The following is a 24,881-nucleotide window of genomic DNA, read 5'->3' on the forward strand; positions in this document are numbered from 1 at the left end:
CGCGGAGGAGGAATTCAAGTTGATCAGGCTATTCAATACGCATCATATCCGTAAGATCGAGGAGCTGGAGGGGATGTGGGAATTTGCGCCTGCTGCCGCTCCCGGGGAACGTCCGGAAGCATTTCCTTATAAGCTCCCCGTTCCGGGTTGCTGGGAAATGCATCCCCAATTCGGAATCTACAGGGGGACGGGAGTCTACAGAAAACGGATAAAGTTAACAGAGAAGACCCATTTACGCTTGGTTTTTAAAGGAATCAGCCACACGGCTCATGTTTACTTTGATGAGCTTCTGGTCGCCCGTCATTACAATGCGTACACCGCTTTCGATGCGGTCATCCCTGAGGTCGAGGCGGGGGAGCATGAGCTTCTGGTCTATTCCGATAATGCTTTCAGCGAAGCTTCCGCGCTTCACGTTCCCAACGATTACTATACATACGGGGGAATTATCCGGCCTGTCGTTCTTGAACAGATTGGGGACCTCTATATCGAGAATGTCATGTTTACTCCTCAGAGAGACGAAGGCGGCTGGCAAGGGCAATGGAAGGTGATCATACGGAATATCGGTCAAGTGGCTAAAAAGGCAGATGTCCAAGGATGTCTGGCAGGTGTAAGCTTGCCCCTGGGCAGCAGTGTCGTCGGTCCGGGCGAGCGAGAGGAGCTTTGCGTGACGTTGCCATACCCCGCTGTACAGGAGTGGTCGCTGGAGCAGCCGAATCTCTACGAGCTTCGAGCTGTGCTAACGGTTGACGGATCCGATTGTGACGATTGGATCGACCGGATCGGTTTCCGCGAAATAACGACCCGTCATGGCAAACTTCAACTGAACGGACGTGAGCTGGTGCTCAAAGGAGTGAATCGCCATGAGGACCATGCGCTGGCAGGGGCGGCATTTCCAATTCAGCTGATGGCAAAGGACCTTGAGCTTATCGCTGATCTGGGGTGCAATGCGGTTCGAACAAGCCATTATCCATATGATGAACGTTTTCTGGATATGTGCGATGAACGAGGAATCGCGGTGTGGGAGGAGAACCATGCCCGAGGGTTATCCTTGGAGCAGATGATGAATCCGAATTTTGCTTGGCAAAGCGAGCAGGTTACCCGGGAGATGGTGGAGCAGCACTTCAATCACCCTTCCATTCTGATCTGGGCGGTGCTGAATGAATGCGCCAGCGATACCGAAGCAGGCAGGTTGCATTACGAGAAACAGCTGACTCTTATAAAAGAATTGGATACAAGCCGCCCACGCTCCTTTGCGTCTCATCATCGGGATCTGGAACTGTGCTTTGATTTGGCGGATATCGTGTCGTTTAATCTCTATCCCGGTTGGTATACGGATGAAGATCCTGGCGAACTGGCGGATCAGGCAAGAGCTTGGGCCGATGCACTCGGCGGGAGAGGCAAACCCATGATACTCAGCGAATTCGGGGCAGACGGCTTCTATGGCTTTCGAAGTCCAAATCGGGAGAAGGGCTCCGAGGAGCGGCAGGCTGATATTTTGCGCAGCAACCTGGAGGCGTACATGGGCCGAGACTATATTTCCGGTATGTTTATCTGGCAATTCAGCGACTGCCGGGTCACTGAGGGGCTGGGGTGGCTGCTATCCCGCTCATGCACCCGAAACAGCAAAGGCCTGGTCGACGAGTATCGCCGTCCCAAGCTTGCCTATGAGATGGTAAGGAGAATTTTTAGAGAGAAATAAATATTTGACTGAGTGGTACACAAATCCTATAATCGAATCAACGAACCGATTTCATTATAGAGGGATGAGTGTTATGAGCACGAACGGAAGACCCCGCGAGTTCAAGGATGAAGCAGTGATTGATGCAGCGATGGAGGTATTTTGGGAAAAAGGGTACGAAGCGAGCTCCACCCAAGAGCTGTGCGAGCGGACGGGTCTGGGCAAAGGGAGTCTCTACAATGCCTTCGGCAGCAAGCACGAGCTGTTCGAGCAGGTGCTTCGGCGATACAGTCGGATCGGTCTGGAACGATCCATCGAAATCCTTGGCCGTCCCATTCCGGTGAAGGAGCGGCTGCGGGCGCTGTTCATGTGGGCGATCGATATGGATTTTGCGGATCCGAATCACCGGGGGTGCCTGGCTGTCAATGTCAGCATGGAGAGGGCCGGCAGAGATCCGATGGTCGAGCGGACCTTCGGCGAATATCTCCAGACGCTGGAAAAGCACATCATCGCAGCCATTGAAGCAGGCATTCAATCCGGTGAGATCAGCGGCAAGCACTCGGCCATTAAGCTGGCACAGCTTTTTTTAAGCAGCTATTACGGTCTTCGGGTACTGAACTCCGCTACCTTGAATCGTGATCGGGCCCTTCAAATCGTCGAGAGCACGCTGGATGTCATGTTTTAAATGAACGAACCTTACAGGATATGCTGAAACAGGGAGCGGCTGAAATCGGTGGATTTCGATAGCCGTTCCCTGTGCTGTTATCGATGTCCATTTAAGCATGAAGAAGCATTTTCTCAACGAAACGGGCATCTTCCATTAACGGTCTCCCAATAGCGATTGCGTCTGCTAATTGATCTGCTAGAATGAAATTGGCGAAAGCTTGCGTGCGAATGTTCCCGACTGCAATCACTGGAAGCTTAACATACTGCTTAATCAGCGACGCATAGGGCAATTGGTAACCTTCCGGCGTCGCTAACGGAGCGTTCGGAACCAGTCCTCCCGAAGATACATGGACCGCATCTAATTTGGATTCCAGATAAGTCAGTGCCGTCGCCACTTCAACCGGCGTTAGTCCGCCTTCTGCAAAATCGGATGCGGATACTCGCAGCTGCACCGGATAATCGGGTCCGACTTCGGCACGGATCGCCTCCAGCACCTCGTTAAGGATGCGGACCCTGTTCTCCAGACTGCCGCCGTAATGATCCTTTCTCATGTTCGATAGCGGGGACAGGAATTGATGCAGAAGGTGTCCATGTGCAGCATGAAGCTCGATTCCGTCAAAACCGGCCTCCAAGCTTCTTCGGGCTGCCAGGCGGTATCGCTCGGTTTCCGTCCGGATATCGTCGAGGCTCATGGCAAGGGGAACGCCGTATTCCTCATCATAGGCGATAGCGCTCGGTCCCATAAGCTTGCTCGTCAGGGATGGCCAAGACTTCCGGCCGCCATGCGTTAATTGAATAAAGACGGGGGTCCCTTTCTGATGAACAGCCTCCACGATCCGACGAAGAGGCTCAACGTGCTGATCGGTGAAGATGCCGATATCGTCGGGAAAAAGACGTCCGTTCGGAGATACGCCGGTCGACTCGATGATAACGAGGCTGACATCCTCGGCGCGGTCAGCGTAATGTCTGACGTGATAATCGGTCGCAAAGGCTTCGGCGGTGCCCTGGTTTTGCTGCATTGGCGCCATGATGATCCGGTTTCTTAGCGTTAAGCTTCCAATCTGTATGGGATTGTGCACATAGGTACTCATTTTCGTGTTCCTCCTTAAGTATGGATATGGATTGAATTATGACTTGTGGATTCATTGTACGTTCAAATCGAGTATATTTACATAAGGAACTCAAGGTATTCGGAGTGAAATACTTAGAAATTAAAGTTCATTCGTATCGGCTAATTAGAAATTCTAAATGACTGGCAAAAGGAGCGAGATGATGGATCAGATCGACCATAGCATACTGAAATTGCTGGCGAACAATGCGAGAATGTCGTACTCCGAATTGGGACGGCACATCAATATGACTCAGCCCGCGGTAACGGAGCGGGTACGAAGAATGGAAGAGAAAGGCGTTATCAAGGCATATCGGACGATTCTTGCGCACGATAAGATGGGAAAAGGCGTGACGGCGTTTATTCTAATCCAGGCCGGTTCATGCGATAAGCTGCTGGATTTTTGCAGGCAGGCAGACGAGGTTGTAGAGCTGTACCAGGTGAGCGGGCAATATAACTATCTCATGAAGATCATGACGGAATCCATGCAGTCCCTAGAAGCGTTCATTATGACATGCAGCGCATACGGGCACACCACGACGATGACCGTATTATCCTCCCCGATCGAATTCAAAGATTAAGAGGACCGATAAATAAATTTCCATTATTCTACACAACCTATTCCATGGCTTTGTGCGGCAGGGTACCCGGCAAACATGACGTTTGCTTCCGAGGATGATCGTACTGTTTCGGATGGAGGCGGATAGATAATGGAAATTTTTCTGATGATTTTGATGTTTCTCGTGCTAATCGGCATTTCTAACATGATCCACCGGTTCGTCCCATTTGTGCCTGTGCCTCTGATCCAGATCGGCCTTGGGATCGGCGCGGCATATGTCAGGTCATTTCACCATGTCCCGCTGAATCCCGAGTTGTTCATGGTTCTATTCATCGCCCCGCTGCTGTTTAACGACGGGAAACGAACGCCTCGCAAAGAGCTCTGGAAGCTCCGCTCATATATCTTGCTGCTCGCGCTCGGCCTGGTCTTCGCCACGGTACTGCTTGCGGGTCCGTTTATCCACTGGCTGATTCCGACCATTCCGTTATCGGCTGCCTTTGCGCTTGCGGCGATTCTGTCGCCTACCGATGCCGTAGCCGTCAGCTCTTTATCGGGAAGGGCCAAGCTTCCGCCCAAAATCATGCATTTGCTGGAAGGCGAAGCTCTGATGAATGATGCTTCCGGCCTCGTCGCCTTCAATTTTGCGATTGCGGCAACGGTGACCGGCTATTTTTCGCTGCCGAAGGCAATAGGAAGCTTCTTCGTCATCGCGGTGGGTGGGTTGGCGATCGGTGCGGCGCTTGGTTTTGCCGTTATCTGGTTCAGGATGCTGCTGCGAAGACTCGGGATGGAAGACGTGACGCTGCATATGCTTGTGATCATTCTGACGCCGTTCGTCATCTATTTGATCGCCGAGGAATTTCATCTATCCGGCATCTTGGCCGTCGTTGCGGCGGGGGTTACCCATGCGGTGGAGAGGGACCGGATGCGGTCCGCCTCAATGAGGCTGCGTGTCGTATCGGACAGCACCTGGTCCGTCATTTTGTATACGCTAAACGGCCTTGTCTTTCTGCTGCTCGGTCATGAAATTCCCGGGGTCATCAATCAGATTTGGAGCGATCCCGCCTACAATAACGGCCAGGTTATCGGATATATCGTATTAATTACAGCCGTGCTTCTTGTGCTTCGGTTTGTATGGGTATGGCTCTCCACAAACCGGAATGTCAAATCCGCGCTTCTGACCGCGTTATCAGGGGTAAGAGGAGCTCTGACGCTTGCCGCCGCTTTTTCGATTCCGTTAACGCTTGCGGATGCGAGTCCGTTCCCGGAGCGGGCGCTTATTCTGTTCATTTGCGCGGGTGTTATATTGCTGACCCTTCTTATGGCCAGCAGCCTGCTTCCACTGCTTACGAGGGAGAAGCATAAGGCGACCACCGGGCAGGAAGCTCACGATCGGGAAGCGAGAATCCGGGTTCTGGAAGCAGGCTTGCAGACGGTGCGGGAAGAAATGAACGACGAAAACAAGGAAGAGGCTCTTCAATTAATGCTTGTCTACACCCGGAAGCTTCAGCATACCCGACTATCGGGAACGGGCGATATCCAAGGTGCCTGGAAAGCTACGATCGCAATAAGGAAAATGGGGCTGGAGGCCGAGCGTGCCGTCGCCGAGCAATGGTTGAGAGATAAACGGATTGCTCCAAGGGTTGCCGAGAAATTTATCGCCTCCTTGAACAAAGTCGAGCTGCTTCTTACGAGCCGTTACAGGCCCCGTTTGACCATGAAATCGCTGTGGAGGCATGTCATGCGCCTCTTGAAGGGAGGGGGGCGACCGAAGCAGCCGGCCATGTCAACGGATCATCCGGATTGGGAGGAGTATAAGAAGCTCAAGCTCGCAGCCATTCACACGGCTATTAATAAGCTCGAAGGATTGGAACGAACGGAGAGGCCGGCAGCGCTGCAGGCTGTCGTGGCGGATTACCGGGCGATGGAGCTCTACCTGTGCAATGACCGGATGTGGAGCCGTACGGTCCGCAAGATGAACAGTGAGCGAAGAGAGCTGGAGCTGAAAGCCATCCAGGCTGAGCGAAATGAGATTCAGAGGCAGTTCGAAGAGGGAGAGATTGACCGGACGCTGGCAAGCCACTTCAGAATGGATGTTAATTATCGGGAAGCCAATTTGTTTGAAACGCAAGCGATGGATCAGGGCGAGAGCTTATGAAGCTCCCGCCTATTCAGCTTGAAGGGATGTGTGCATTACGATACAATATGGAGAAAGCACAAGAAAGGGGTAGGATCATGAGTATACAAAAAGCAGCGGACAAAAAAGCGCCGATGGCCTGCCCGTCCACGTATAAAACCTTTAGTCTTGCCGTGCAGGCATTGGTGGCCCTTGAGCGTCATTCGGGGAAATGCTCCAGCGGCGACCTGGCATCTTATCTGCACTTGGAGTCAACGTTAATCAGGCGCATCCTGAAGACGCTCGCCCAAGAGAACCTGATCGAATCACGCGAAGGACGAGACGGCGGCTATAGGCTGAAGAAGGACGCCAAACAGATAACGCTGGCCGAAGTATATACGGCCCTTCAGGTTCACAGCTCGCTGAGCGACAGCATGCTGGATGCAACGGCAGGGCATTGTTTTGCCGATCAGATCAGAGAATCCTTCTCCGATATTCTGTCCGAGATTGAAGAGAACACGCTCAGTGTGTTGAGATCCCGCACGATCGCGGATATCGTCGAGCGGTCGGTATGAATTTCATTCAATGAAGTAGTTGACAATTAATGGTCGCTGAATTATACTGTGCATAAATCATCACAGTTTACTCGCGATATAAACTGTGCATTTAAATGCACAATATACAATGGAGGGAATACCATGTCAACTCTAACGAAACCTGATTTTCACACCGTTGTTGCAGAACGTCATTCGGTTCGTGCCTACGACCCGACTGTAAAAATCCCAAGAGAAGAAATGGAAGAAATGCTAAAGGAAGCTTCGCTGGCCCCGTCATCGAGCAACCTTCAGCCTTGGCGCTTTCTCGTCATCGATAAGCCGGAGCTGCTGGAGAAGCTGCATCCGATCGCGAACAATCAGGCGCATGTGCTGCAGGCATCCGCAGTGATTGCCGTGCTTGGGGATATGAAATGGTATGAGAAGGGCGAAAAAATTTATACCATGTCCCAGGAAGCGGGATATATGACCGAAGAGGTCAAGCAGCGTTTTATTTACACGGCGGAAAACATTTATGCCGGCATGGACAAGGACGTTAAAGAAAGCATCGTGGATATCGATGCCGGCCTCATTTCCATGCAGCTCATGCTGGTTGCTCGTGCGAGAGGTTATGATACGGTGCCGATGGGCGGTTATGACAAAGAAAAATTTGTCGAGGCTTTCCAAGTTCCTTCCCAGTACCGGAGTATTATGCTGATCGCGATCGGGAAAGCGGCAACGCCGGCCCGTCCGACCGTACGGCTTCCGCTTGAAGATATTGCTTTCTGGAATGAAATGAATTAATCGCTTGTCACTAAATCAGAGACGCAAAAAAACAGAGGTTCGCAGTTGACCTCTGTTTTTTTGGGTGGAATTGTTTGCATCATTCGCATATTTTCCGACGATTAAGCTTTCTTAGCACCGTCAAGGAACAGATCCACGATATCAACCGCCATATCATGCGGGGACGCATAACCGCTTCTCGTATCTTCTCGGTTGCCCAGCATGAGGATTGCGGAAAAGGCTTGCGCCATTAGCATCGCGTTGCCTTGCCGAAGCTCTCCCTGTGCCATGGCTTGGCTGAAACGTTCGGCGATGATTTCATGCAATCGCTGCTCTGCCCGGCGAATCGTTGTCAGCTGCTCCTCGCTTAAGAATGGCTCTGCTTCACGCAGCATGGTCTCCATTTCTGCATGGGGGCGGGAAATTTTGGTTTCGGCAATGCCAATCAGGCCAGCTCTAAGCGTATCGCTCTCCGAAAGAAAGCGACGGGTCGACTCGAAAGCCTTCTGAAGCATCGTTGTCACCGCTATTTTAAACAGTTCGGGTTTGCTTGTGTAATGGTAATATATCGAAGCCTTCGTCACCTGACAAGTTTTCGCAATCTGCTGAAGGGATACCGATTCATAGCCGTTCTCCATAAACATTGTGGAGGCGACTCTTAGTATCGTTTCTTGGACGGGTGTTTCGTCGGCAGCCGCTTTCGGACGTCCGGGATTCCGTGGATTATGTATCTTCGACATGATGACCTCCTGCCTATAGTGTATGATAAACAACGATCATTTTCAAAATAAACGTTCAACCTGTCGATCCTAGTGAAGTTCATCGTCAGTTTAACTCTGGTACCGGCATTGCAGGCGATCTTTGGAAGAGGCTCATTCAATCCGTTCAATTCAAGGACGCCGGACATGAGCGCGGAGCGTGCGCGCAAGCGCGGGAAACTACGTAGGATTTGCTTTTCGTCTCTTCCGGAGAGTGTCCTTCCCGTGAAGGTATACACTGATCGGCGAACAGAATCCCGAGAAAGCAGTTTGGATCAGCGGCCAGGCCGCAACCCAATCTGATACGGTAATCGAGGGCGAGCATGATGCCCGGCTGATTATCCCGGTCGTCATCGGTTTAATTGCCTTGCTGCTTCTTGCTTACTTGCGATCTGTCGTGGCTGTCGTCTAGCTCATAGCAACCGTTGTTCTCTCCTTTTTCTCTGCGCTAGGTTCGGGTGGATCGTCGTCCATTACGGTTTGGGGCAAGCACGTGCTTGATCCCGCGGATGGTTTCGTTTTGACACGAGGAACGACCGATTGGTAAGATGAGGAAGCGAATGAATTGCAATAGAATCAGAGGTGAAAAGGATGGAAACGCTGCAGGATGCGATCAAGCTAAGAGAGGAAGGAAAGCCGGAGGAAGCTAAGAGCGTGTTGATGGCGCTTCATCGCCATTCCCCGAACGATCCCGATTTAAATTATCAGCTGGCATGGGTCCATGACATGCTCGGACTCGAAACAGCCGCTGTTCCCTATTACGAGAAGGCGATTTCCTCAGGGCTGACCGGGGCGGACCGGCGAGGAGCACTGCTCGGCTTGGGCTCCACGTATCGGACGCTGGGCGAGTACGACAAGTCCAGAGAAATCTTTGAGCTGGCGAAGAAGGAATACCCTGAAGCAAGGGAATTCAACGTTTTTTACGCGATGACGTTATACAATTTAGGAGGCTATCAGCAGGCGATGGAGCTGCTCCTGACGGAGCTTGCCGAGACGACTCAAGATGAAGGGATTAGGTCTTACCGAAGGGCGATTGCGTTTTATGCGGATAAGCTCGATCAAGTTTGGGAATAAGATACTAATTACTCCACATAAGATACATTATGTAAACTATTTGTGAACGGGAACGAATATGAATATGAATAAGATTTTAAGGTTGTCTTCATTTCTCACTAAGGTTGGCCGTTTAGAATAAGGGTGTCACGATAGGTGATGAAAGGAGCAGCACAAATGAATAAAACAAACAACATGAACCTATGGTCGATCGGTCTTGGCAGCACGCTGCTGATGATCATGCTGGCTGGAAGCGAGAACGCAATAGGCGGCGGACAAGCAAGCGCGGTGGATTCTCCACGCAGCGGACCCTCCGGGTTCACCATGCAAGTTGTGCAGGAAAGCTCGGCGAACGGATACGGAAGCGTACAAAACAAAGAAACCGGGACAGCCGGCAATAGGGCCGATCTCAACAAGGCTATTAATAATGAGGATCCCGACAATAACGCACAACACGGCATTTCCGGGAACAGCCACGGCAATACCGATAAACTGCTTGCCCAGGTTCTGACGATGGTCTCTGATACGTAATTCCATACATGAAGGAGAAAGCGGTCTGCTTTCGAATTAATGAACACTTATACTTATGCCGCCTTCTTGGAAGGCGGCCTTTAATATCCTCCGATAAAACTTAGCCAGCCTCGATTTCAATCTTCCCATAGCCTCTCTCTGTTCATCTTGACCTGCTCAACCATGTGGCCGATATTTCCTTCCCCTGCAAACAGGGACATGTCGAGGCCTTCTCTCGATCATGGTGTAAGTCATCCTATAATTTCGACCGCTAACAGGCAATTTCCTCTCTCGCCACATTGGTCACCGAACAAGAACTTATGTTCTTGTAATATTTTCCTGTAGCCATTATTATTATCATATCATTGCTATGCATCAGACTGGGTTAACGTTGAAACGAATCGTCCACCGCAGCCGCTACGGTATAACACGGAGATCCAGGTGATCCTTGGCTTCAAAGATCCAACAAGAGGAAGGAGATTGGAATATATGCAAACGGACCGGCTATACCGGACGAAGCGAAGGACAACAAGTCTCGGGATGTACAAGGACATGCTGGTCAGGTATGTACTGCCTCATAAAAAAATGCTTGCGAGACTTGCCGTGCTGCTGTTACTGTCGATCGGACTGCAGCTGATCAACCCGCAGATCATCCGCTATTTTATTGATACGGCGCAAGGCGAAGGAAGCCTGACGGCATTGTATTACGCTGCAGGCTTCTTTATTGGCTTTTCACTCCTGCAGCAGGGCGTATCGGTTGCAGCCGCTTATTTCAGCGAGAATTTGGGCTGGACGACCACCAACAAGCTGCGCGCAGAGCTGGCGGAGCACTGCTTGTCGCTGGATATGAGCTTCCATAAGACGCAGACGTCCGGCTCGCTGATCGAACGGGTGGACGGCGATGTGAATGCGCTCGCCAATTTTTTCTCCAGCTTTATCATACACCTGTTCGGCAATCTGCTGTTAATGATCGGCATCCTGGTTCTCTTGTTCCGGGAGAGCTTCTGGATCGGTTTGGTCATGACAGCATTTGTGATCGGCAGTATTTATGTCATCCAATACATACGCAGATTTGCGATACCTGTCTGGAAACGCTGGCGGGAGCTGAATGCGGAATTTTACGGCTTCATTGGGGAGCATCTTGAAGGAACGGAGGATACCCGGGCCAACGGGGCGGCGGGCTACGTCATGAACCGCTTTTTTGAACTGGCCAGGCGAATGCTCCCGGTCCGGGTGCGGGCTTTCATCGGATTCTTTCTGATGTGGAGTACAACGATTCTCGTGTTTGCGCTCGGCAACGCGGCTGCCTTCGTCGTCTGCGCCTTGCTATGGAAGAACGGGCAAGGAGGGCTGACCATCGGTTCCATCTACCTGGTGTTCTACTATACGGAGCTGCTGGCGAAGCCGATCGAGAAAATCCGGACCCAGCTCGAGGACCTGCAAAAGGCGGACGCAAGCCTGATGCGGGTACGGGAGCTGCTGGCTACGGAGCCGCTTATCAAGGACGGTCCGGGAGCACCGCTGCCTGCGGGTCCGTTGTCGGTTGAATTCCGTGATTTGACGTTTTCATACGAAGCGGATGGCCCGCCTACGCTCGATAAGCTGAACCTGCGGCTGGAACCGGGGCAAACGCTTGGTTTATTGGGACGGACCGGCAGCGGCAAGACCACGATCGCCCGGCTTTTGCTGCGGTTCTACGATCCGCAGCAGGGAAGCATTGAGCTGGCGGGAACGGATATTCGCGCCTGCAAGCTGCAAGAATTGAGGCGGAAGGTCGCGATGGTGACGCAAAATATCGAGATCCTTGAAGGAACGGTCCGCGATAATTTAACGCTGTTCGATGAACGGATTCCTGATCCGCGCATTCATTCGGTACTGGAAGAGCTGGGACTGGGGGCGTGGCTTGCATCCTTACCAGAAGGGCTCAATACGAGCCTGGCGTCGGGGGGAGGCAGCTTATCCGCAGGCGAAGCCCAGCTGCTGGCATTCGCCCGCGTTTTCCTGACCGACCCGGGCCTCGTTATTCTTGACGAAGCTTCTTCGCGGCTTGACCCCTTGACCGAGCATCGGATCGAGGCGGCAATCACGAAGCTTTTACGGGAGAAGACTTGCATTATCATTGCTCACCGACTGGCCACCGTGCAGCGGGCGGACCGCATTCTCATCCTTGAGAATGGGCGGACGATCGAGTGCGGGGCAAGGGAAGAGCTTGCCGCGAATCCGGCATCACGATTCAGCCGAATGCTTGCGGTGGGCGCGGAGGAGGTACTGGTATGAAAACAAGGCACTTTTTCTGGCGGCTCTTGCTTTACCGTCCGGGTTTATACCTGCTGAATTTGCTTGCATGGTCGCTGATCCATATGGCTCCGCTCCTCCCGGGGCTGCTTACGAAAGCCTTCTTCGATCATTTGGAAGGCACGTATGAATTTCCGTATGGCGTATGGGCCATCGCGGTGCTCCTGATTGGAGCGGCGCTGGCGAGAATCACCCTAATCTACGGGGGTTTCATGACCGACGTTCATTTTCGGTTCCGGATCGCCACCTTGATTCGGCGCAATATGCTCGCTCATGTGCTGAAGGAGCCGGGTGCCCGGGCGATTCCTTGCTCGCCTGGCGAAGCGATAAGCAATTTCCGCGACGATGTTGATCAGGCGGAAGAGGCTACAAGCTGGTCCGTTGATACATTAGGTTTGATCGGCTTTGTCATTGTCGCAAGCTGGATATTGATCTCAATCGATCTTCAGCTGACCGTGTTAGTGTTCGTACCTTTGATACTCGTCGTAACGGCTGCCCAGATTGCAACGGCTAGGATCCAGAAATACAGGGCGGCCAGCCGCGAGTCGACAGCCAAAGTTACCGGCGCCATCAGCGAAATGTTTGCGAACGTTCAAGCGATCCAGGTGGCAGGGGCCGAGAAGCGCGTCGTCGACCGTTTTGTAAGGCTTAGCGAGAATCGCCGCCAATCTATGGTTAAGGATAAGCTGCTGACGGAGGCGCTGTCTTCCGTATTTACCAATTCCGTCAATCTGGGCACCGGTCTTATTCTTGTGCTGGCCAGCTATAAAATGCGCAACGGCGAATTTACCGTGGGCGACTTGTCCTTATTCGTTTATTACTTAACGTTTGTCACTCAGCTCATTTCAAATGTCGGTAACTTTATGACCTACTACAAGCAGATGGGGGTCAGCTTCAAGAGAATGGTGTCGATGCTTCAAGGCGCACCCGCGACCCTGCTGACAGCGGCGAACGATATCGGCATTGGCCGAACAAGGACCAAGCACAAGCACGAGGGTAGTTTGGCAGCGGATGCTAACGAAAGAGATCAATCGTTTACGGAAAATCGGGCCATGAGCCGCACCATACACGTCGAGGAGCCTGAATCCGGCTTCAATCCGACGCCTCCGGCGATCTGTGCACCGCCGCTTCAACAGCTTGAAGCGAGAGGGCTGACCTACCGTTATCCTGAGACCGGCCGTGGCATCGAGAACATTAGCCTTAATCTGACCCGGGGGTCATTTACGGTTGTAACCGGTATGATCGGTAGCGGCAAAACCACGCTCGTCCGGACGCTGCTCGGCCTGCTTCCGGCCGAAGCCGGCGATATACGCTGGAATGGAGAGCGGATCGACAACCCTGCGGATTTCTTCGTTCCACCGCAAAGTGCCTATACGGCGCAAATTCCAAGGCTGTACAGCGATATGCTGAGGAACAATATCCTTCTTGGAATCGAGGAGCAGCCCGGAAGTTTGGATCGTGCGCTGCATGCTGCGGTAATGGAGGAGGATATTAAGCACCTGCAGGACGGCCTCATGACGATGGTCGGGCCCCGGGGCGTAAAGCTCTCCGGCGGGCAGGCACAGCGTACCGCTGCCGCCCGGATGCTGGTCCGCGATGCAGAACTCTATGTCTTTGATGATCTATCCAGCGCGCTGGATGTCGAGACGGAACGCAAGCTGTGGGAAAGACTGTTCCGCGAGCGGAGGGGAGCGACCTGCCTGGTTGTATCCCATCGAAGAGCGGCCTTGAATCATGCAGATCAGATTATCGTCTTGAACGGCGGTGTGATTGAGGCGGAAGGAACAGCCGAAGAGCTGCTGCGCTCAAGTGAAAGCTTCCGGCAGCTATGGTATGGTGAAGAAACCGGCACTTGATCGTCGGGTATGGCCAATCGAATGGTATTTCAATGACCTTTGGCCCTGGAATTACCAAAAAAGAAAAATCCCCTTCAGCGAAGCCGGTGATACGCAACACGCCGGCTTCTTGCCTGGGAGGGGATTTTTTAATTTTCCAGCACCGGTGTTAAATCAGTCTGATGGATAAGGAGCCATGCTGCGCATGACCGAGGTCAGCTTGCCCGCGATATACTCATGGATGATGGGGCTTGCAAAATATCCGCTGTGGCACAGGGGGTTCCAGCTTTTCCACCAGACTCCGACATTAACGGCGACATCTTCGCGTACGGCATCCCGATAAGCAGGATCCACGCCTTTCAGCGGATAGCCAAGGATATCATCCTTGTCGTAGAAGTTGACCCATTCGCCGCCGTCAAGGCGGCTGTGATAGTCTCTTAATCGATCGGAAGGCACACGGATCGGACGGTCAAAGTCGCCGTATCGCAAGCTCCAGAGCGGTAGCGTCGTGCCAAGAGAATAGAAGAGTGAGAGGGTGTCCCCTCTTTCCAAGGGAGAGGCGGGGTCAATCACAAGCTTGTGTCCCCGGGATGAGTGCTGAAGGTCATAGAAGAAATTGCTCGCGATAACGGCGCCCAGGCTGTGGGCGATCACGCATAATGGGGCGGTCGGTCCGGCTGCTGCGGTTAATCTGTGCAGCGCTTGACTGATCGTCATATGCACGGCGTCATAGTTTTGGGATTCGGAGTCGACCGGCTGGTAGGCAACGGCATCGGCCAGATTATGAATAACATATCGGCGAAGGTGGCGGTATCGCAGCCGGTAGGGTGCGATGATATTTTGTTCCAATTCCGTTTCTCTGCGTGCAAATACATCGGCCCAGTGAACCGCTTCGATCTCCAGCAGATCAGGGGATTGGCCGGAGGCTTTTGCAAAAGCTTCTCTTAATTGCTTCTTGAACTTATCGGCATAACTCTTCTTCTGCTTACCCAATCCGTGGACAATAATCACTGCAATTTTCGGTTTCATCGCAACTGCAGCCCCCTTATCGGAATAACGCGTTTGATATTATTTTATCATGTATATTCGATATGCAGACCTTAGTAAATAGGGAGATAGAGTAGATTTCGAAAAATAGCGCAAAAAAAGGACGGATCTCCCGCTTGAGTCGAGATCCGTCCTTATCGTGCCGGCATGCATGCCGCCGGACTAATTCAATTGATGCAGCCTGCTGTACGCGCCGCCCGATCGGATCAATTCCTGATGGGTGCCTTGCTCGGCAATTCCATCTTTATTGACGACAATGATGCGGTCAGCGTTTTGGATCGTTGTCAGCCGGTGCGCAATCACGAGCGTCGTTCTTCCGACGGACAACTCGGAGAGCGACTTTTGGATTTGGGCTTCCGTCTCCGTATCCAGGGCGGAGGTGGCTTCGTCCAGGATGAGGATCGGAGGGTTTTTCAGAAACATTCTGGCAATCGACAAGCGCTGCTTCTGTCCGCCTGACAGCTTCACGCCCCGTTCCCCGATAATCGTGTCCATGCCTTCAGGCAGGCTGCGGATCAGATCGTCCAGCGAAGCCCGGCGGGCGGCTTCCCAGATCTGCTCGTCTGTCGCGGACAGATCGCCGTATGCGATATTTTCGCGGATCGAACCCGAGAACAGGAACACGTCCTGCTGAACGATGCCGATACGCTTGCGCAGGCTGTGCAGCTTAATGTTTCGGATATCGATGCCGTCGACGGTAATTCGGCCCTGGTCTACTTCGTAGAACCGCGGCAGCAGGCTGCATATGGTCGTCTTGCCTGCGCCGGATGGACCGACGAAAGCGACCGTTTCTCCGGCACGGATGGAAAGGCTGATATGGTTCAGGATCGGCCGGTTCGGCTCATAGCCGAAGGTGACGCCCTCGAATCGGATATCTCCGCGCACGGCACTAAGAGAGATGGCATCAGGTGCATCAGCGATTTCCGGCTCGGTATCCATAATCTCCAAATACCGTTTGAAGCCCGCAATCCCTTTCGGATAACTCTCGATCACGGCGTTGATCTTCTCGATCGGCCGGAAGAAGATATTGGAGAGCAGTAGGAACGCCATGAATTCGCCCATCTCGATTTTTCCTTGGATAAAGAACCAGGCACCGCAAATCATGACAAACACGGTAATCAGCCGCATTAACATGTAACTGACGGACGTGCTTTTTGCCATCGTCTTGTAGGCAAGCAGCTTGGTCGCGCGGAATTGCTTGTTCTCCGCCTCGAATAGCTGTTTCTCATGCTCCTCATTGGCAAAGGATTGAACGACGCGGATGCCGCCAACGTTGTCCTCGATGCGGGCATTGAAGTTCCCTACGTCCCGGAACAATTGACGGTAGGTTGTCGTCATTCGTCCTCCGAATTTGATGATGAGCCACGCCATCAACGGCACGATGATAAACGTAATCAGCGCCAGCTCCAAATTGATGTAAGCCATCAGAGAGAAGGAGCCCAGCAGGGTCATGACGGCGATGAATACATCCTCCGGTCCATGATGGGCAACTTCGCCTATGTCATTCAGATCATTCGTAACACGTCCCATCAGATGGCCGGTTTTGTTGTTGTCGAAGAATCGGAAGGACAGCTTCTGGATATGGGAGAACATTTTTGCGCGCATATCGGTTTCAATATTCACGCCGAGCATATGCCCCCAATAGGTCACGATATATTGAAGCGCCGTATTCAGCGCATAAATGGACAGCAGCACCAGACAAGCGATCAGAATCAGGGGCCAGTTCTGTCCGGGCAGCAGGTCATCAATAAACTTGCTGACGGCGAGCGGAAATGCCAGCTCCAGCAATCCGGCAATAACCGCGCACGTAAAATCAAGGATGAATAAGCCCTTATAGGGACGGTAATAAGAGAAAAACCTTCGTATCAAATCAAATCACGCTCCAAGTTTATAACGAATATGTAGGGGATGCTACCATACAGAATGGGTCTGGATCATGGATCTGGCCTTTCAATTCTCCGTGCTGTGCGACTCATGCAGATCGAAAGCCTGGATATACTCTTGGATGATCTGATCCACCGCCTTTAATTCCCCGCTCACCACTTGACGAATCGCTTCAAAATCGGGGTCGTTCACCTGCCGCTTTAACGAGTCCCGCTTCACGTATAACTGGTCCAGAAATGCCAGCGCACGACCTCGACGGAAAGTCTGGGCCCTGCCGTGCTCCCTGCCAGCGTGGCCCCGGTCATCCCGGTGCCGACTATGCCGACCCCCGCGTCTTTGGCTGCCTTCGAAATCCTCTCGATGTTGAATCTTTTCAATGGGGTCTTCGTGCTTCACTCCGTTCACCTCCTGCAATGATCGTATTCAAATGTATAGCAATCAAAATGCAAAATGTATACAATTGTATACCAGTTAAGTTGATTGTATACATATGTATACACATCGTCAAGCCATAATTTTAGCACACCTCACGCTTACAGCATGGATCATCTCAGGATTTGGAAAAATTATAGTGATTCAGATCGGATGTGATATGATATTTTGGGTGGACACAAGCCAGTGGGAAAATTGCTCGGAAAGATAAAATGATTCCGTTTTGTTGAAACATGAAGCGAGGAAGGGAGCGATTATTAGATGACGGCATACAGTCATGAGTATTGGATGAAGATGGCGGTTGAGGAAGCCTATCGTAACGTGGAGCAAGCCGAAGGAGGGCCATTCGGGGCGATTGTGGTCAAGGATGGCAAGGTGATCGGCAAAGGGCGAAATCTCGTCACAGCACTAAACGAGCCGACGGCACATGCTGAAGTTCAGGCGATTCGCGAAGCCTGCAACCATCTGCAGAGCTTCCAGCTGACCGGATGCGTAATCTACACCAGCTGCGAGCCTTGCCCGATGTGCCTGGGGGCTATCTATTGGTCCAGGCCGGATGCGGTTTATTATGCAAGCACGAAGAAGGATGCTGCCAATATCGGGTTTGACGATCATTTCATCTATGAAGAGATCGCAAAGCCTATGGAACAGCGTTCCATCCCGATGATGCTGCTTCAGCCGCCTGATTACTTGCTGCCTTTTCAAGCATGGTCTTCTGCCGAACGAAAAATCGAATATTAAGGGTTGCTTATTGCGCGGACCGATTCTCTGAAGTGCCTATTCACAGCGTTCCGTGTTGATACTCAGCAGCAGCCCTGAACAAAATAACAAAGGACCGGGCTCCCTAAGGGAACCCGGTTGTCATGAACGAGGCCGTCAAATAACCTCTAAGTATGAAGCCCGTGCGTTTATAGTAAAAGACGGATTATTGCCTCATTTGATCAGTAATTTTGATTCCAAAATAAGTATGCAGAGCATCCTCAAACTCCCGTTCAGACCTCGGCTTGAAGGTGTGGACCCCGCCGCTCGTAAAAATCCGGAATTCCTCGCCTTCTACGGTGTTTCGTCCTTCCGCTGTCCGCATGGAGATTCTTACGAATTTGTTGAACGGCGAATCAGGGGCATGCTCGCACCAATACGAGGTGGTGATGAAGTCTTGCGGCAGATTGGGTTCTTCGGTAAAGGAGAAGACGGATTCCCAGCCGCCTTGCTTCTGCTGCTCCAGCATCCAGCCGTAGTCGGTATTCGCCCGAAGGCGGTAGGTCTCGTCGCCCTGCACCTGTTCTAGACCGTCGACCAGCTCCAGCGGCTGACGGGGACCCGCTCCACCTACGCCGACATCAGCAATAAAACGCTGATCCCCGATGGTTACCTGCAGAACCTGATGCCGCCTTTTCGGAGGTGTTAGCGATTCTCCTTGCCAAAAGCGCCCGAAATAATGGGTTACTTTAAACCCAAGCTCTTGCAGCAGCCACCCGAATAGTGCGTTGAGTTCGAAGCAATATCCTCCGCGCCGCCGGTTCACGATTTTATCATAGAGCGCCGGAATCTCGAGGGAGATCGGTACATGTGCTAGGATATCCAGGTTCTCATAGGGAACCGAATGCACATGCTGCTCCTGCAATCTGGCCAGCGTATAGGCGCTTTCGACGATCGGGCCGGAATAGCCGATTCGCTCCAGATATTTTGTTGCGCTAAGGGTTTCCGTTGTTGTGTTCAAGGTATCACCGCATCTCTATTATTTTTGAGCTTGATCGATCCAAGATATTTCTCATTATATACTATTCTTGAAGGATGGAAATGAAGACCCATGGAAAAAGGAATGGAAAGGGGGCGCACCTATGGCACTTGAAGAATCGGCGCTGCTGGCTGCAGCAAAGGCGGTTGTCGATATCCCTGAGCATTATCGGCTGGTCATGGCGGATCATACACCGAAGGGCGAAGCACCGAGGGAGTGTGCTTACATATGGGAGGATCCACGCAGCGAAGACAACAATATCGAGATCTCGCTATCCCTTGAAACAGGATGTTTAATGAGTTTATATATCCGAACCGGGAAAGAGGCTGGGCCTTCGGGCGAAGCCTCTAAGGAGGCTGCAAGAGCTGTGGCTAATGCCTTTGTGCAGGAACACCTTCCGGGGCATGAACGGTTCACCCGGGTCCGGATCGACGAGACCGATCACGTGTACACCATCAAATACCGAATGGAAGTCGGCGGACTGGAAGTGCCGGTTACCGGTTGTACGCTACGGATCGGCCGGGATATGCGGGTCGTTCGTTACCGGAACGAAACGCCCCCGGTGAGGTTGCCGGAATGGCCTGCCGAGAGGATAAGCCCGGATGCGGCAAGACGAACAATGATACAGGAGCTGTGCTTGGTTCCCGTCATTGCTGCATTGTATCCGGGCGATAATGAAACGACAGCGGACACGATGGAGCATCGTCTCGTTTATGAGCCGGTTACGATTCATCGTAAGTATGATGCGGTGTCCGGCAAGCCTTTGCAAAATCTTCTGCATGCGCTGTATCCGCCGAGCCGTCCCGTCAGCGAGTTCAACTGGAGCGGACCTAACGTTCAGGATGATGCGATGAAACCGGACAAGTCTGCGGGATATCGTGGGAATGTTTCGATCAATAACATGGATTTCAATGATTGGAATGCAGCCCAGCGTTATTGGGAGACCGTGTTGAGGATTGATCCTTTGTTATATGCATTAGGGGAGCGCAAGGATGACGGTGAACAATTGTATCTCTTCTACACTGAGCGGAAGTCGACGGAAGAACGGACTAGCGGCGACCAAGAGGATCCGCTCTCCGTGGACGGATATATGTCGAGAAGATGGGGGAAGGCCGTAAACAGGCTGAATGCATCGCATATGCTCCAAATCGAGATTTCCACGGGGCAGCTTGTTAGTTATTACACTAAAATGAAACCGGATCATATGAGGAAACCATCGTTAACCCGTGCGGAGTGCTGGGAGAAAGCGCAGCAATTCCTTCATCAGTGCTGTCCTGAGTACGCGAAATATTTGCAGTTGGTGCTGGAAGAGGAAGAAGAGAAGGACCCTGACCGGGAGTTTTTCCATCTCCTGTTGTTTATCGGTCCCTACCGTGTACGCCTGGAAGGCGTAACGATCAGTATATGCCGTATCACCGGTCATGTTCTAATGTATCGCGGGGTGTCCATCGAGAAGATTCGGGAGCTTGAACAGAATCCCTTCATCGCGAAGATCAGCGAACAAGAGGCGTCGAGAAAAGTGGAGGAGCGGCTGGAAGTGTCAATGCGCTGGTACTATGACGGAGATGACCATTCAGGGCGCTATCGGCTGATCTATGAGCCTGCTGTGAAGCGAAGGAGAGCTGTGGACGGGACCGAAAAGGCGGCCACACTCCAGTATATTGATGCGGTATCGGGAGAACTGATCTGGAGGCCGGATTTGAAATCTTAATGTCTGCACATTGAGCCGGAGCTTTGAGCCACTGAACTTCATAATATGATGCAAGAAAAAAATAACGTTACCCAATAAGGGATCCCGTGCGCCGCAATGTCGGCGTATGGGATCCCTTTGATCATGCATATATAGGTTGTGAGCTGCGACTGGCCTGTCGCTACATTCCCGCAATCAGGATGAAAGCTGATGCTGGATGCCGAAGAGTTCTTGCTCGTTTCCTTTCTGATGCTGCCGCAATTAACCGCACGTACAATTGAGCACCGGTTTGCGTGCAGCCGTCGTTTCGTCAAGACGCTTTACGACGGTGGTGTGCGGCGCGTTCTTAACCAGCTCCGGATCGGTCTGTGCCTCCTTGGCGATTTGGATCATCGTATCGATGAAGCCGTCAAGCGTTTCCTTGCTTTCCGTCTCCGTCGGCTCGATCATGATGCACTCCTCAACGTTCAGCGGGAAGTAGATGGTCGGCGGATGGTAGCCGAAATCCAGCAAACGCTTGGCTACGTCCAGCGTCCGAACGCCATACTCCTTCAGCTTCCTGCCGGACAGCACGAATTCATGCTTGCAGAGGCCCGGGTAAGCAACCTCGTAATAAGGCGCCAGACGATGCATCATGTAATTCGCATTGAGGACGGCCAGCTCGGATACACGCCGCAATCCTTCCGGACCGTAGGTTCGGATATACGTATAAGCGCGAACAAGTATGCCGAAGTTGCCGTAGAAGGCTTTGACCCGCCCGATGGATTGCGGACGGTCGTAATCCCAATAATACGTGCCGTCATCCCGTTTGGAGACGACCGGCTTCGGCAGGAACGGAATCAGCTTGCTCTTGACCCCCACAGGGCCTGCGCCGGGACCGCCGCCGCCGTGCGGGGTGCTCATTGTTTTGTGAAGGTTGAGATGGACGACGTCAAATCCCATATCACCCGGGCGCGTAATGCCCATGATCGCGTTGGAATTGGCTCCGTCATAGTAGAGCAGGCCGCCTGCTTCGTGCACGATTTCGGCGATTTCCACGATCTGCTCCTCGAACAGGCCGAGGGTGCTTGGATTGGTCAGCATCAGCGCTGCGGTATCTTCGCCTACGACTGCGCGCAGCGCCTCAAGATCGACCATGCCGCGCTCGTTGGATTTTATGGTAATGGTCTCATAGCCGGCAACGGTAGCGCTGGCCGGATTCGTGCCGTGGGAGGAATCGGGAACGATGACTTTTGTGCGCTTCTCGCCGCGGCTTTCGTGGTATGCCCGGATCAGCATCAGCCCCGTCCACTCCCCGTGAGCGCCGGCTGCGGGCTGAAGCGTAACCTGATCCATGCCGGTCAGCGCGGCCAAATCATGCTGCAGCGTATAGAGAAGCTCCAGCGCGCCTTGGATGCTTTCTTCAGGCTGATAGGGATGGATTTTGGCGAACCCCGCGAAACGTGCCACGTCCTCATTAATTTTCGGATTGTATTTCATCGTACAAGAGCCGAGCGGATAGAAGCCGTTATCGATGCCGAAGTTTCTTCGCGACAGCTCGGTATAATGACGGATGACATCGACCTCATAGACCTCCGGCAGCTCGGCCGGCTGGCTGCGAAGCAGATGCTCCGGAATCAATGAGGCTGCATCCGTCTCCGGTACGTCGCATTCGGGGAGCGAATAGGCGACACGGCCCGGCTTGCTGAGTTCAAATATCAATGCTTTATCCGGTTTCATACGATCGCCTCCAATTCATCGATAAATCGGTCGATTTCTTCCTTCGTCCGCCGTTCGGTAACGGCGATCAGCATGCACCCTTGCAGCTCGGGGTAGGCGGCTCCGAGATCATATCCGCCAATAAAGCCGGCCGCAAGGAGCCTCCGATTAACGGCGTTTATGTCCGTTCCCTCCGGCAGCTGCACCACGAATTCGTTGAAGAACGGCGCGCTGAACGGAAGGGAGAGTGAACCTTTGGCAGCACGATCCGCTGCATAGTGGGATTTGCGAACATTCAAGAGTGCGGCTTCCTGCATCCCCGCTTTCCCCATCGTGGACATGTATACCGAGGCGCAGAGAGCGAGCAGCGCCTGATTGGAGCAAATATTCGACGTTGCTTTCTCGCGGCGGATATGCTGCTCGCGTGCTTGCAGCGTCAATACGAATCCCCGCTTGCCGTCCTTATCGACGGTCTGTCCGACAATCCGTCCGGGAATGCGGCGCATGAGCGGCTCGGAGACCGCGAAGAAACCGCACGTCGGCCCGCCGAGAGAGGCCGGGATGCCGAGCGGCTGGGCATCGCCGACGACGATATCGGCCCCGATGCCCCCCGGCGATTCCAACAAGCCTAGCGAGAGCGGGTTCACGCTCATGACGAGCAGTGCTTTATGCTGGTGAACCTTAGGCTCGATGGCCTTCACATCCTCGATGCATCCGAAGAAATTCGGCGACTGGAGCAGGACGGCGGCCGTTTCGTCCGTGATCGCGGCAGCAAGCGCCGCTTGGTCGGTCACGCCGTTCACGCATCCGATCTCGATGATCTCCAGACCCAAGCCATGGGCGGATGTGAGCAGAATCTCGCGGGCTTCCGGATGGACGGCGCGGGAAACGATGATTTTGCTTCGTTTCGTGGCGCCGCTGGCAAGAGCCGCAGCTTCAGCCAGTGCGGTAGAGCCGTCATACATGCTGGCATTCGCCACTTTCATGCCGGTCAGCTCGCAGATATAGGATTGAAATTCGAATATGGCCTGCAGCTCGCCCTGGCTGATTTCCGGCTGGTACGGCGTGTAGGCGGTATAAAATTCCGAGCGGGAAATGACGTGGTTCAGCACGACGGGAATATGATGATCGTACAAGCCGGCGCCCAGAAAGCTGGTGTAGCGGTCAAAGTCGGCGTTGCGGTCCGAAAGGGCACGCATATGCTTCAGCAGCTCAGGTTCGCTCATTCGCTCCGACATGGGCAGAACGCCGTTATAACGGATGGCCGCTGGGATGTCGACAAACAGATCCTCGATCGATTTCGCGCCGATCACGGCAAGCATGTCGGCTTGATCCTGATCGGTCATAGGCAAATAGCGATGCTTCATGTTAAGGCAGCTCCTCTTTTGTAGAATGGGGTTTTGGCGACTTTGGCCTTTAGCTTCTTCCCGCGAATTTCAACCCACACCTCGGATCCAAGCGCTGCATGGGCGCTGTCGATAAGCGCAAGTCCCAGGCTGCGTTTCAGCGTAGGGGATTGCGTTCCGCTCGTTACTTCACCGATCGGATCACCGTTTTGGTCGTGAACCGTATAGTGAGAACGCGGGATGCCGCGGTCGATCATCTCGATGCCGACGAGCTTGCGGGCAACACCCTCTGTTTTTTGCCGAATCAGCTCTTCACGTCCAATAAAATCGCCTTTATCCAGCTTGACGAAAAATCCGAGGCCGGCTTCCAGCGGGGAAATGTCTGCCGATAGCTCCTGTCCGTAGAGCGGCAGCTTGGCTTCGAAACGGAGCGTGTCGCGAGCGCCGAGACCTGCGGGGACTAGTCCATGCGTCCGACCTGTGTCAAGCAGGCCTCTCCAAATGGCCGGAGCTTCGTTTGCGGTGCAGTATATTTCATAACCATCCTCTCCGGTGTATCCCGTTCGGGAGACGAGGGCCTTGGAACCAAATACGTGAACATCCTGAATGAAATGAAAGGAAGGAAGGGATTGGAGTGTTTCGGCTTCCGGGACGGCTGCCGATATGATCGCTTCGGCAGCAGGACCCTGCAGCGCGATCAATGCCGTCTCAGCGGATATGTTACGGAGCTCGATGTCGCCGAAACGATGATCTTGAAGCCAGGCAAAATCTTTGTCGATATTCGATGCATTGACAACGAGCATGTAGCGCGCGTCAGCCAGCTTATAGACGAGAAGATCATCCACAACTCCGCCGTTGTCGTTGCACAGCAAAGTATATTGGGCCTGGCCGACCGATAGCCGGGTCACGTCGTTTGTCGTCATCTTCTGGAGAAAGGCCTCGGCATCCGGACCGGCAACGAAAAATTCGCCCATATGGGAGACATCGAACAGTCCGGCATGCTTGCGAACGGCTTCATGCTCCTGAACGATGCCGGTAAATTGCACGGGCAGCTCCCAGCCGCCGAAGTCGATGCAGCGGACAGAAGGGAAATCGGAGTAAAGCGGGTAAAGCGGTGTGCGCAGTAATGAACTCATCTCTTCACCTCTTCGG

The 24,881-nt window shown here is 53.0% G+C and carries 21 protein-coding genes and 1 pseudogene; 13 read left to right on the forward strand and 9 right to left on the reverse strand.

Annotated features, from left to right (window positions below; all coding sequences use genetic code 11):
• Positions 1 to 19 precede the first annotated feature (19 nt).
• Together BBD41_RS27600 and BBD41_RS27605 are read left to right on the forward strand one after the other, a co-directional pair.
• Complete coding sequence (locus BBD41_RS27600) at positions 20 to 1,699, forward strand: glycoside hydrolase family 2 protein (RefSeq protein ID WP_099479873.1); 1,680 nt, start codon at positions 20 to 22, stop codon at positions 1,697 to 1,699.
• Positions 1,700 to 1,772: 73 nt separating this feature from the next.
• Positions 1,773 to 2,363: a TetR/AcrR family transcriptional regulator gene (locus BBD41_RS27605; RefSeq protein WP_077566667.1), complete on the forward strand. Its 591-nt coding sequence runs from the start codon at positions 1,773 to 1,775 to the stop codon at positions 2,361 to 2,363.
• A gap of 91 nt (positions 2,364 to 2,454) precedes the next feature.
• Here the strand turns inward: BBD41_RS27605 and BBD41_RS27610 are convergent, their stop codons facing one another.
• Entirely contained in the window at positions 2,455 to 3,435 is a 981-nt protein-coding gene (locus BBD41_RS27610; RefSeq protein WP_099479875.1) for an oxidoreductase, read from the reverse strand.
• 181 nt (positions 3,436 to 3,616) lie between these two features.
• Between BBD41_RS27610 and BBD41_RS27615 the strand changes: the two genes are divergently transcribed.
• The 4 genes from BBD41_RS27615 to BBD41_RS27630 all read left to right on the forward strand — a co-directional run bounded on the left by BBD41_RS27615 (position 3,617) and on the right by BBD41_RS27630 (position 7,464).
• The gene (locus tag BBD41_RS27615; RefSeq protein WP_077566665.1) at positions 3,617 to 4,033 is read left to right on the forward strand and encodes an Lrp/AsnC family transcriptional regulator; all 417 of its coding nucleotides are present in this window, start codon (positions 3,617 to 3,619) and stop codon (positions 4,031 to 4,033) included.
• A gap of 129 nt (positions 4,034 to 4,162) precedes the next feature.
• Complete coding sequence (locus BBD41_RS27620; protein ID WP_099479877.1) at positions 4,163 to 6,169, forward strand: Na+/H+ antiporter; 2,007 nt, start codon at positions 4,163 to 4,165, stop codon at positions 6,167 to 6,169.
• A gap of 77 nt (positions 6,170 to 6,246) precedes the next feature.
• Entirely contained in the window at positions 6,247 to 6,702 is a 456-nt protein-coding gene (locus tag BBD41_RS27625; protein WP_099479879.1) for an RrF2 family transcriptional regulator, read from the forward strand.
• Positions 6,703 to 6,825: 123 nt separating this feature from the next.
• A complete protein-coding gene (locus BBD41_RS27630) occupies positions 6,826 to 7,464 on the forward strand; it encodes a nitroreductase family protein (RefSeq protein ID WP_099479881.1) in 639 nt (212 codons plus the stop codon).
• Between the two features lie 101 nt (positions 7,465 to 7,565).
• Here the strand turns inward: BBD41_RS27630 and BBD41_RS27635 are convergent, their stop codons facing one another.
• Positions 7,566 to 8,183, reverse strand: coding sequence for a TetR/AcrR family transcriptional regulator (locus BBD41_RS27635; protein ID WP_099479883.1), 618 nt, complete (start codon positions 8,181 to 8,183; stop codon positions 7,566 to 7,568).
• Between the two features lie 286 nt (positions 8,184 to 8,469).
• Between BBD41_RS27635 and BBD41_RS30725 the strand changes: the two are divergent.
• The 5 genes and pseudogenes from BBD41_RS30725 to BBD41_RS27665 form a co-directional block, all read left to right on the forward strand.
• Positions 8,470 to 8,687, forward strand: a pseudogene (locus BBD41_RS30725) (MMPL family transporter); the annotation flags it as partial.
• Positions 8,688 to 8,792: 105 nt separating this feature from the next.
• Complete coding sequence (locus BBD41_RS27645) at positions 8,793 to 9,275, forward strand: tetratricopeptide repeat protein (protein WP_077566660.1); 483 nt, start codon at positions 8,793 to 8,795, stop codon at positions 9,273 to 9,275.
• A 156-nt stretch (positions 9,276 to 9,431) separates the two neighbouring features.
• Entirely contained in the window at positions 9,432 to 9,785 is a 354-nt protein-coding gene (locus BBD41_RS27650; protein ID WP_077566659.1) for a hypothetical protein, read from the forward strand.
• Between the two features lie 468 nt (positions 9,786 to 10,253).
• Complete coding sequence (locus BBD41_RS27660; protein ID WP_077566658.1) at positions 10,254 to 12,041, forward strand: ABC transporter ATP-binding protein; 1,788 nt, start codon at positions 10,254 to 10,256, stop codon at positions 12,039 to 12,041.
• Complete coding sequence (locus BBD41_RS27665) at positions 12,038 to 13,915, forward strand: ABC transporter ATP-binding protein (protein WP_099479885.1); 1,878 nt, start codon at positions 12,038 to 12,040, stop codon at positions 13,913 to 13,915. The genes BBD41_RS27660 and BBD41_RS27665 overlap by 4 nt, the downstream gene beginning before the upstream one ends.
• Positions 13,916 to 14,068: 153 nt before the next feature.
• On the opposite strand, the gene BBD41_RS27670 is transcribed toward BBD41_RS27665, so the two are convergent.
• The 3 genes from BBD41_RS27670 to BBD41_RS27680 form a co-directional block, all read right to left on the reverse strand.
• Positions 14,069 to 14,923, reverse strand: a complete 855-nt coding sequence (locus BBD41_RS27670) for a chemotaxis protein (protein WP_077566656.1) — start codon at positions 14,921 to 14,923, stop codon at positions 14,069 to 14,071.
• Between the two features lie 180 nt (positions 14,924 to 15,103).
• Complete coding sequence (locus BBD41_RS27675; RefSeq protein ID WP_077566655.1) at positions 15,104 to 16,810, reverse strand: ABC transporter ATP-binding protein; 1,707 nt, start codon at positions 16,808 to 16,810, stop codon at positions 15,104 to 15,106.
• Between the two features lie 81 nt (positions 16,811 to 16,891).
• Complete coding sequence (locus BBD41_RS27680) at positions 16,892 to 17,221, reverse strand: hypothetical protein (RefSeq protein WP_077566654.1); 330 nt, start codon at positions 17,219 to 17,221, stop codon at positions 16,892 to 16,894.
• 297 nt (positions 17,222 to 17,518) lie between these two features.
• Between BBD41_RS27680 and BBD41_RS27685 the strand changes: the two genes are divergently transcribed.
• Positions 17,519 to 17,998 carry a nucleoside deaminase gene (locus BBD41_RS27685; RefSeq protein ID WP_099479887.1) on the forward strand — a complete coding sequence of 160 codons (480 nt, stop codon included), beginning with the start codon at positions 17,519 to 17,521 and terminating at the stop codon, positions 17,996 to 17,998.
• Between the two features lie 184 nt (positions 17,999 to 18,182).
• Here the strand turns inward: BBD41_RS27685 and BBD41_RS27690 are convergent, their stop codons facing one another.
• On the reverse strand, positions 18,183 to 18,977 hold the full coding sequence (locus tag BBD41_RS27690; RefSeq protein ID WP_077566652.1) for an arylamine N-acetyltransferase family protein: 795 nt from the start codon (positions 18,975 to 18,977) through the stop codon (positions 18,183 to 18,185).
• A gap of 121 nt (positions 18,978 to 19,098) precedes the next feature.
• On the opposite strand from BBD41_RS27690, the gene BBD41_RS27695 reads away from it, so the two are divergent.
• On the forward strand, positions 19,099 to 20,706 hold the full coding sequence (locus BBD41_RS27695) for a YcdB/YcdC domain-containing protein (protein ID WP_077566651.1): 1,608 nt from the start codon (positions 19,099 to 19,101) through the stop codon (positions 20,704 to 20,706).
• 240 nt (positions 20,707 to 20,946) lie between these two features.
• Here BBD41_RS27695 and gcvPB read toward each other — a convergent pair whose 3' ends face one another.
• From gcvPB to gcvT, 3 genes are read right to left on the reverse strand one after another with little or no spacing between them, the layout of a single operon-like run.
• Entirely contained in the window at positions 20,947 to 22,404 is a 1,458-nt protein-coding gene (gcvPB, locus tag BBD41_RS27700) for an aminomethyl-transferring glycine dehydrogenase subunit GcvPB (RefSeq protein ID WP_077566650.1), read from the reverse strand.
• Positions 22,401 to 23,750 carry an aminomethyl-transferring glycine dehydrogenase subunit GcvPA gene (gene gcvPA, locus BBD41_RS27705; protein ID WP_077566649.1) on the reverse strand — a complete coding sequence of 450 codons (1,350 nt, stop codon included), beginning with the start codon at positions 23,748 to 23,750 and terminating at the stop codon, positions 22,401 to 22,403. The genes gcvPB and gcvPA overlap by 4 nt, the downstream gene beginning before the upstream one ends.
• Positions 23,747 to 24,865 (reverse strand): glycine cleavage system aminomethyltransferase GcvT, encoded by a 1,119-nt coding sequence (gene gcvT / locus BBD41_RS27710; protein ID WP_077566648.1) that lies wholly within the window; start codon positions 24,863 to 24,865, stop codon positions 23,747 to 23,749. Before gcvT ends, gcvPA begins: the two co-directional genes overlap by 4 nt.
• Positions 24,866 to 24,881 lie beyond the last annotated feature (16 nt).

Origin of the sequence: Paenibacillus ihbetae, from assembly GCF_002741055.1 — a bacterium.
Taxonomy (GTDB): domain Bacteria; phylum Bacillota; class Bacilli; order Paenibacillales; family Paenibacillaceae; genus Paenibacillus_AQ; species Paenibacillus_AQ ihbetae.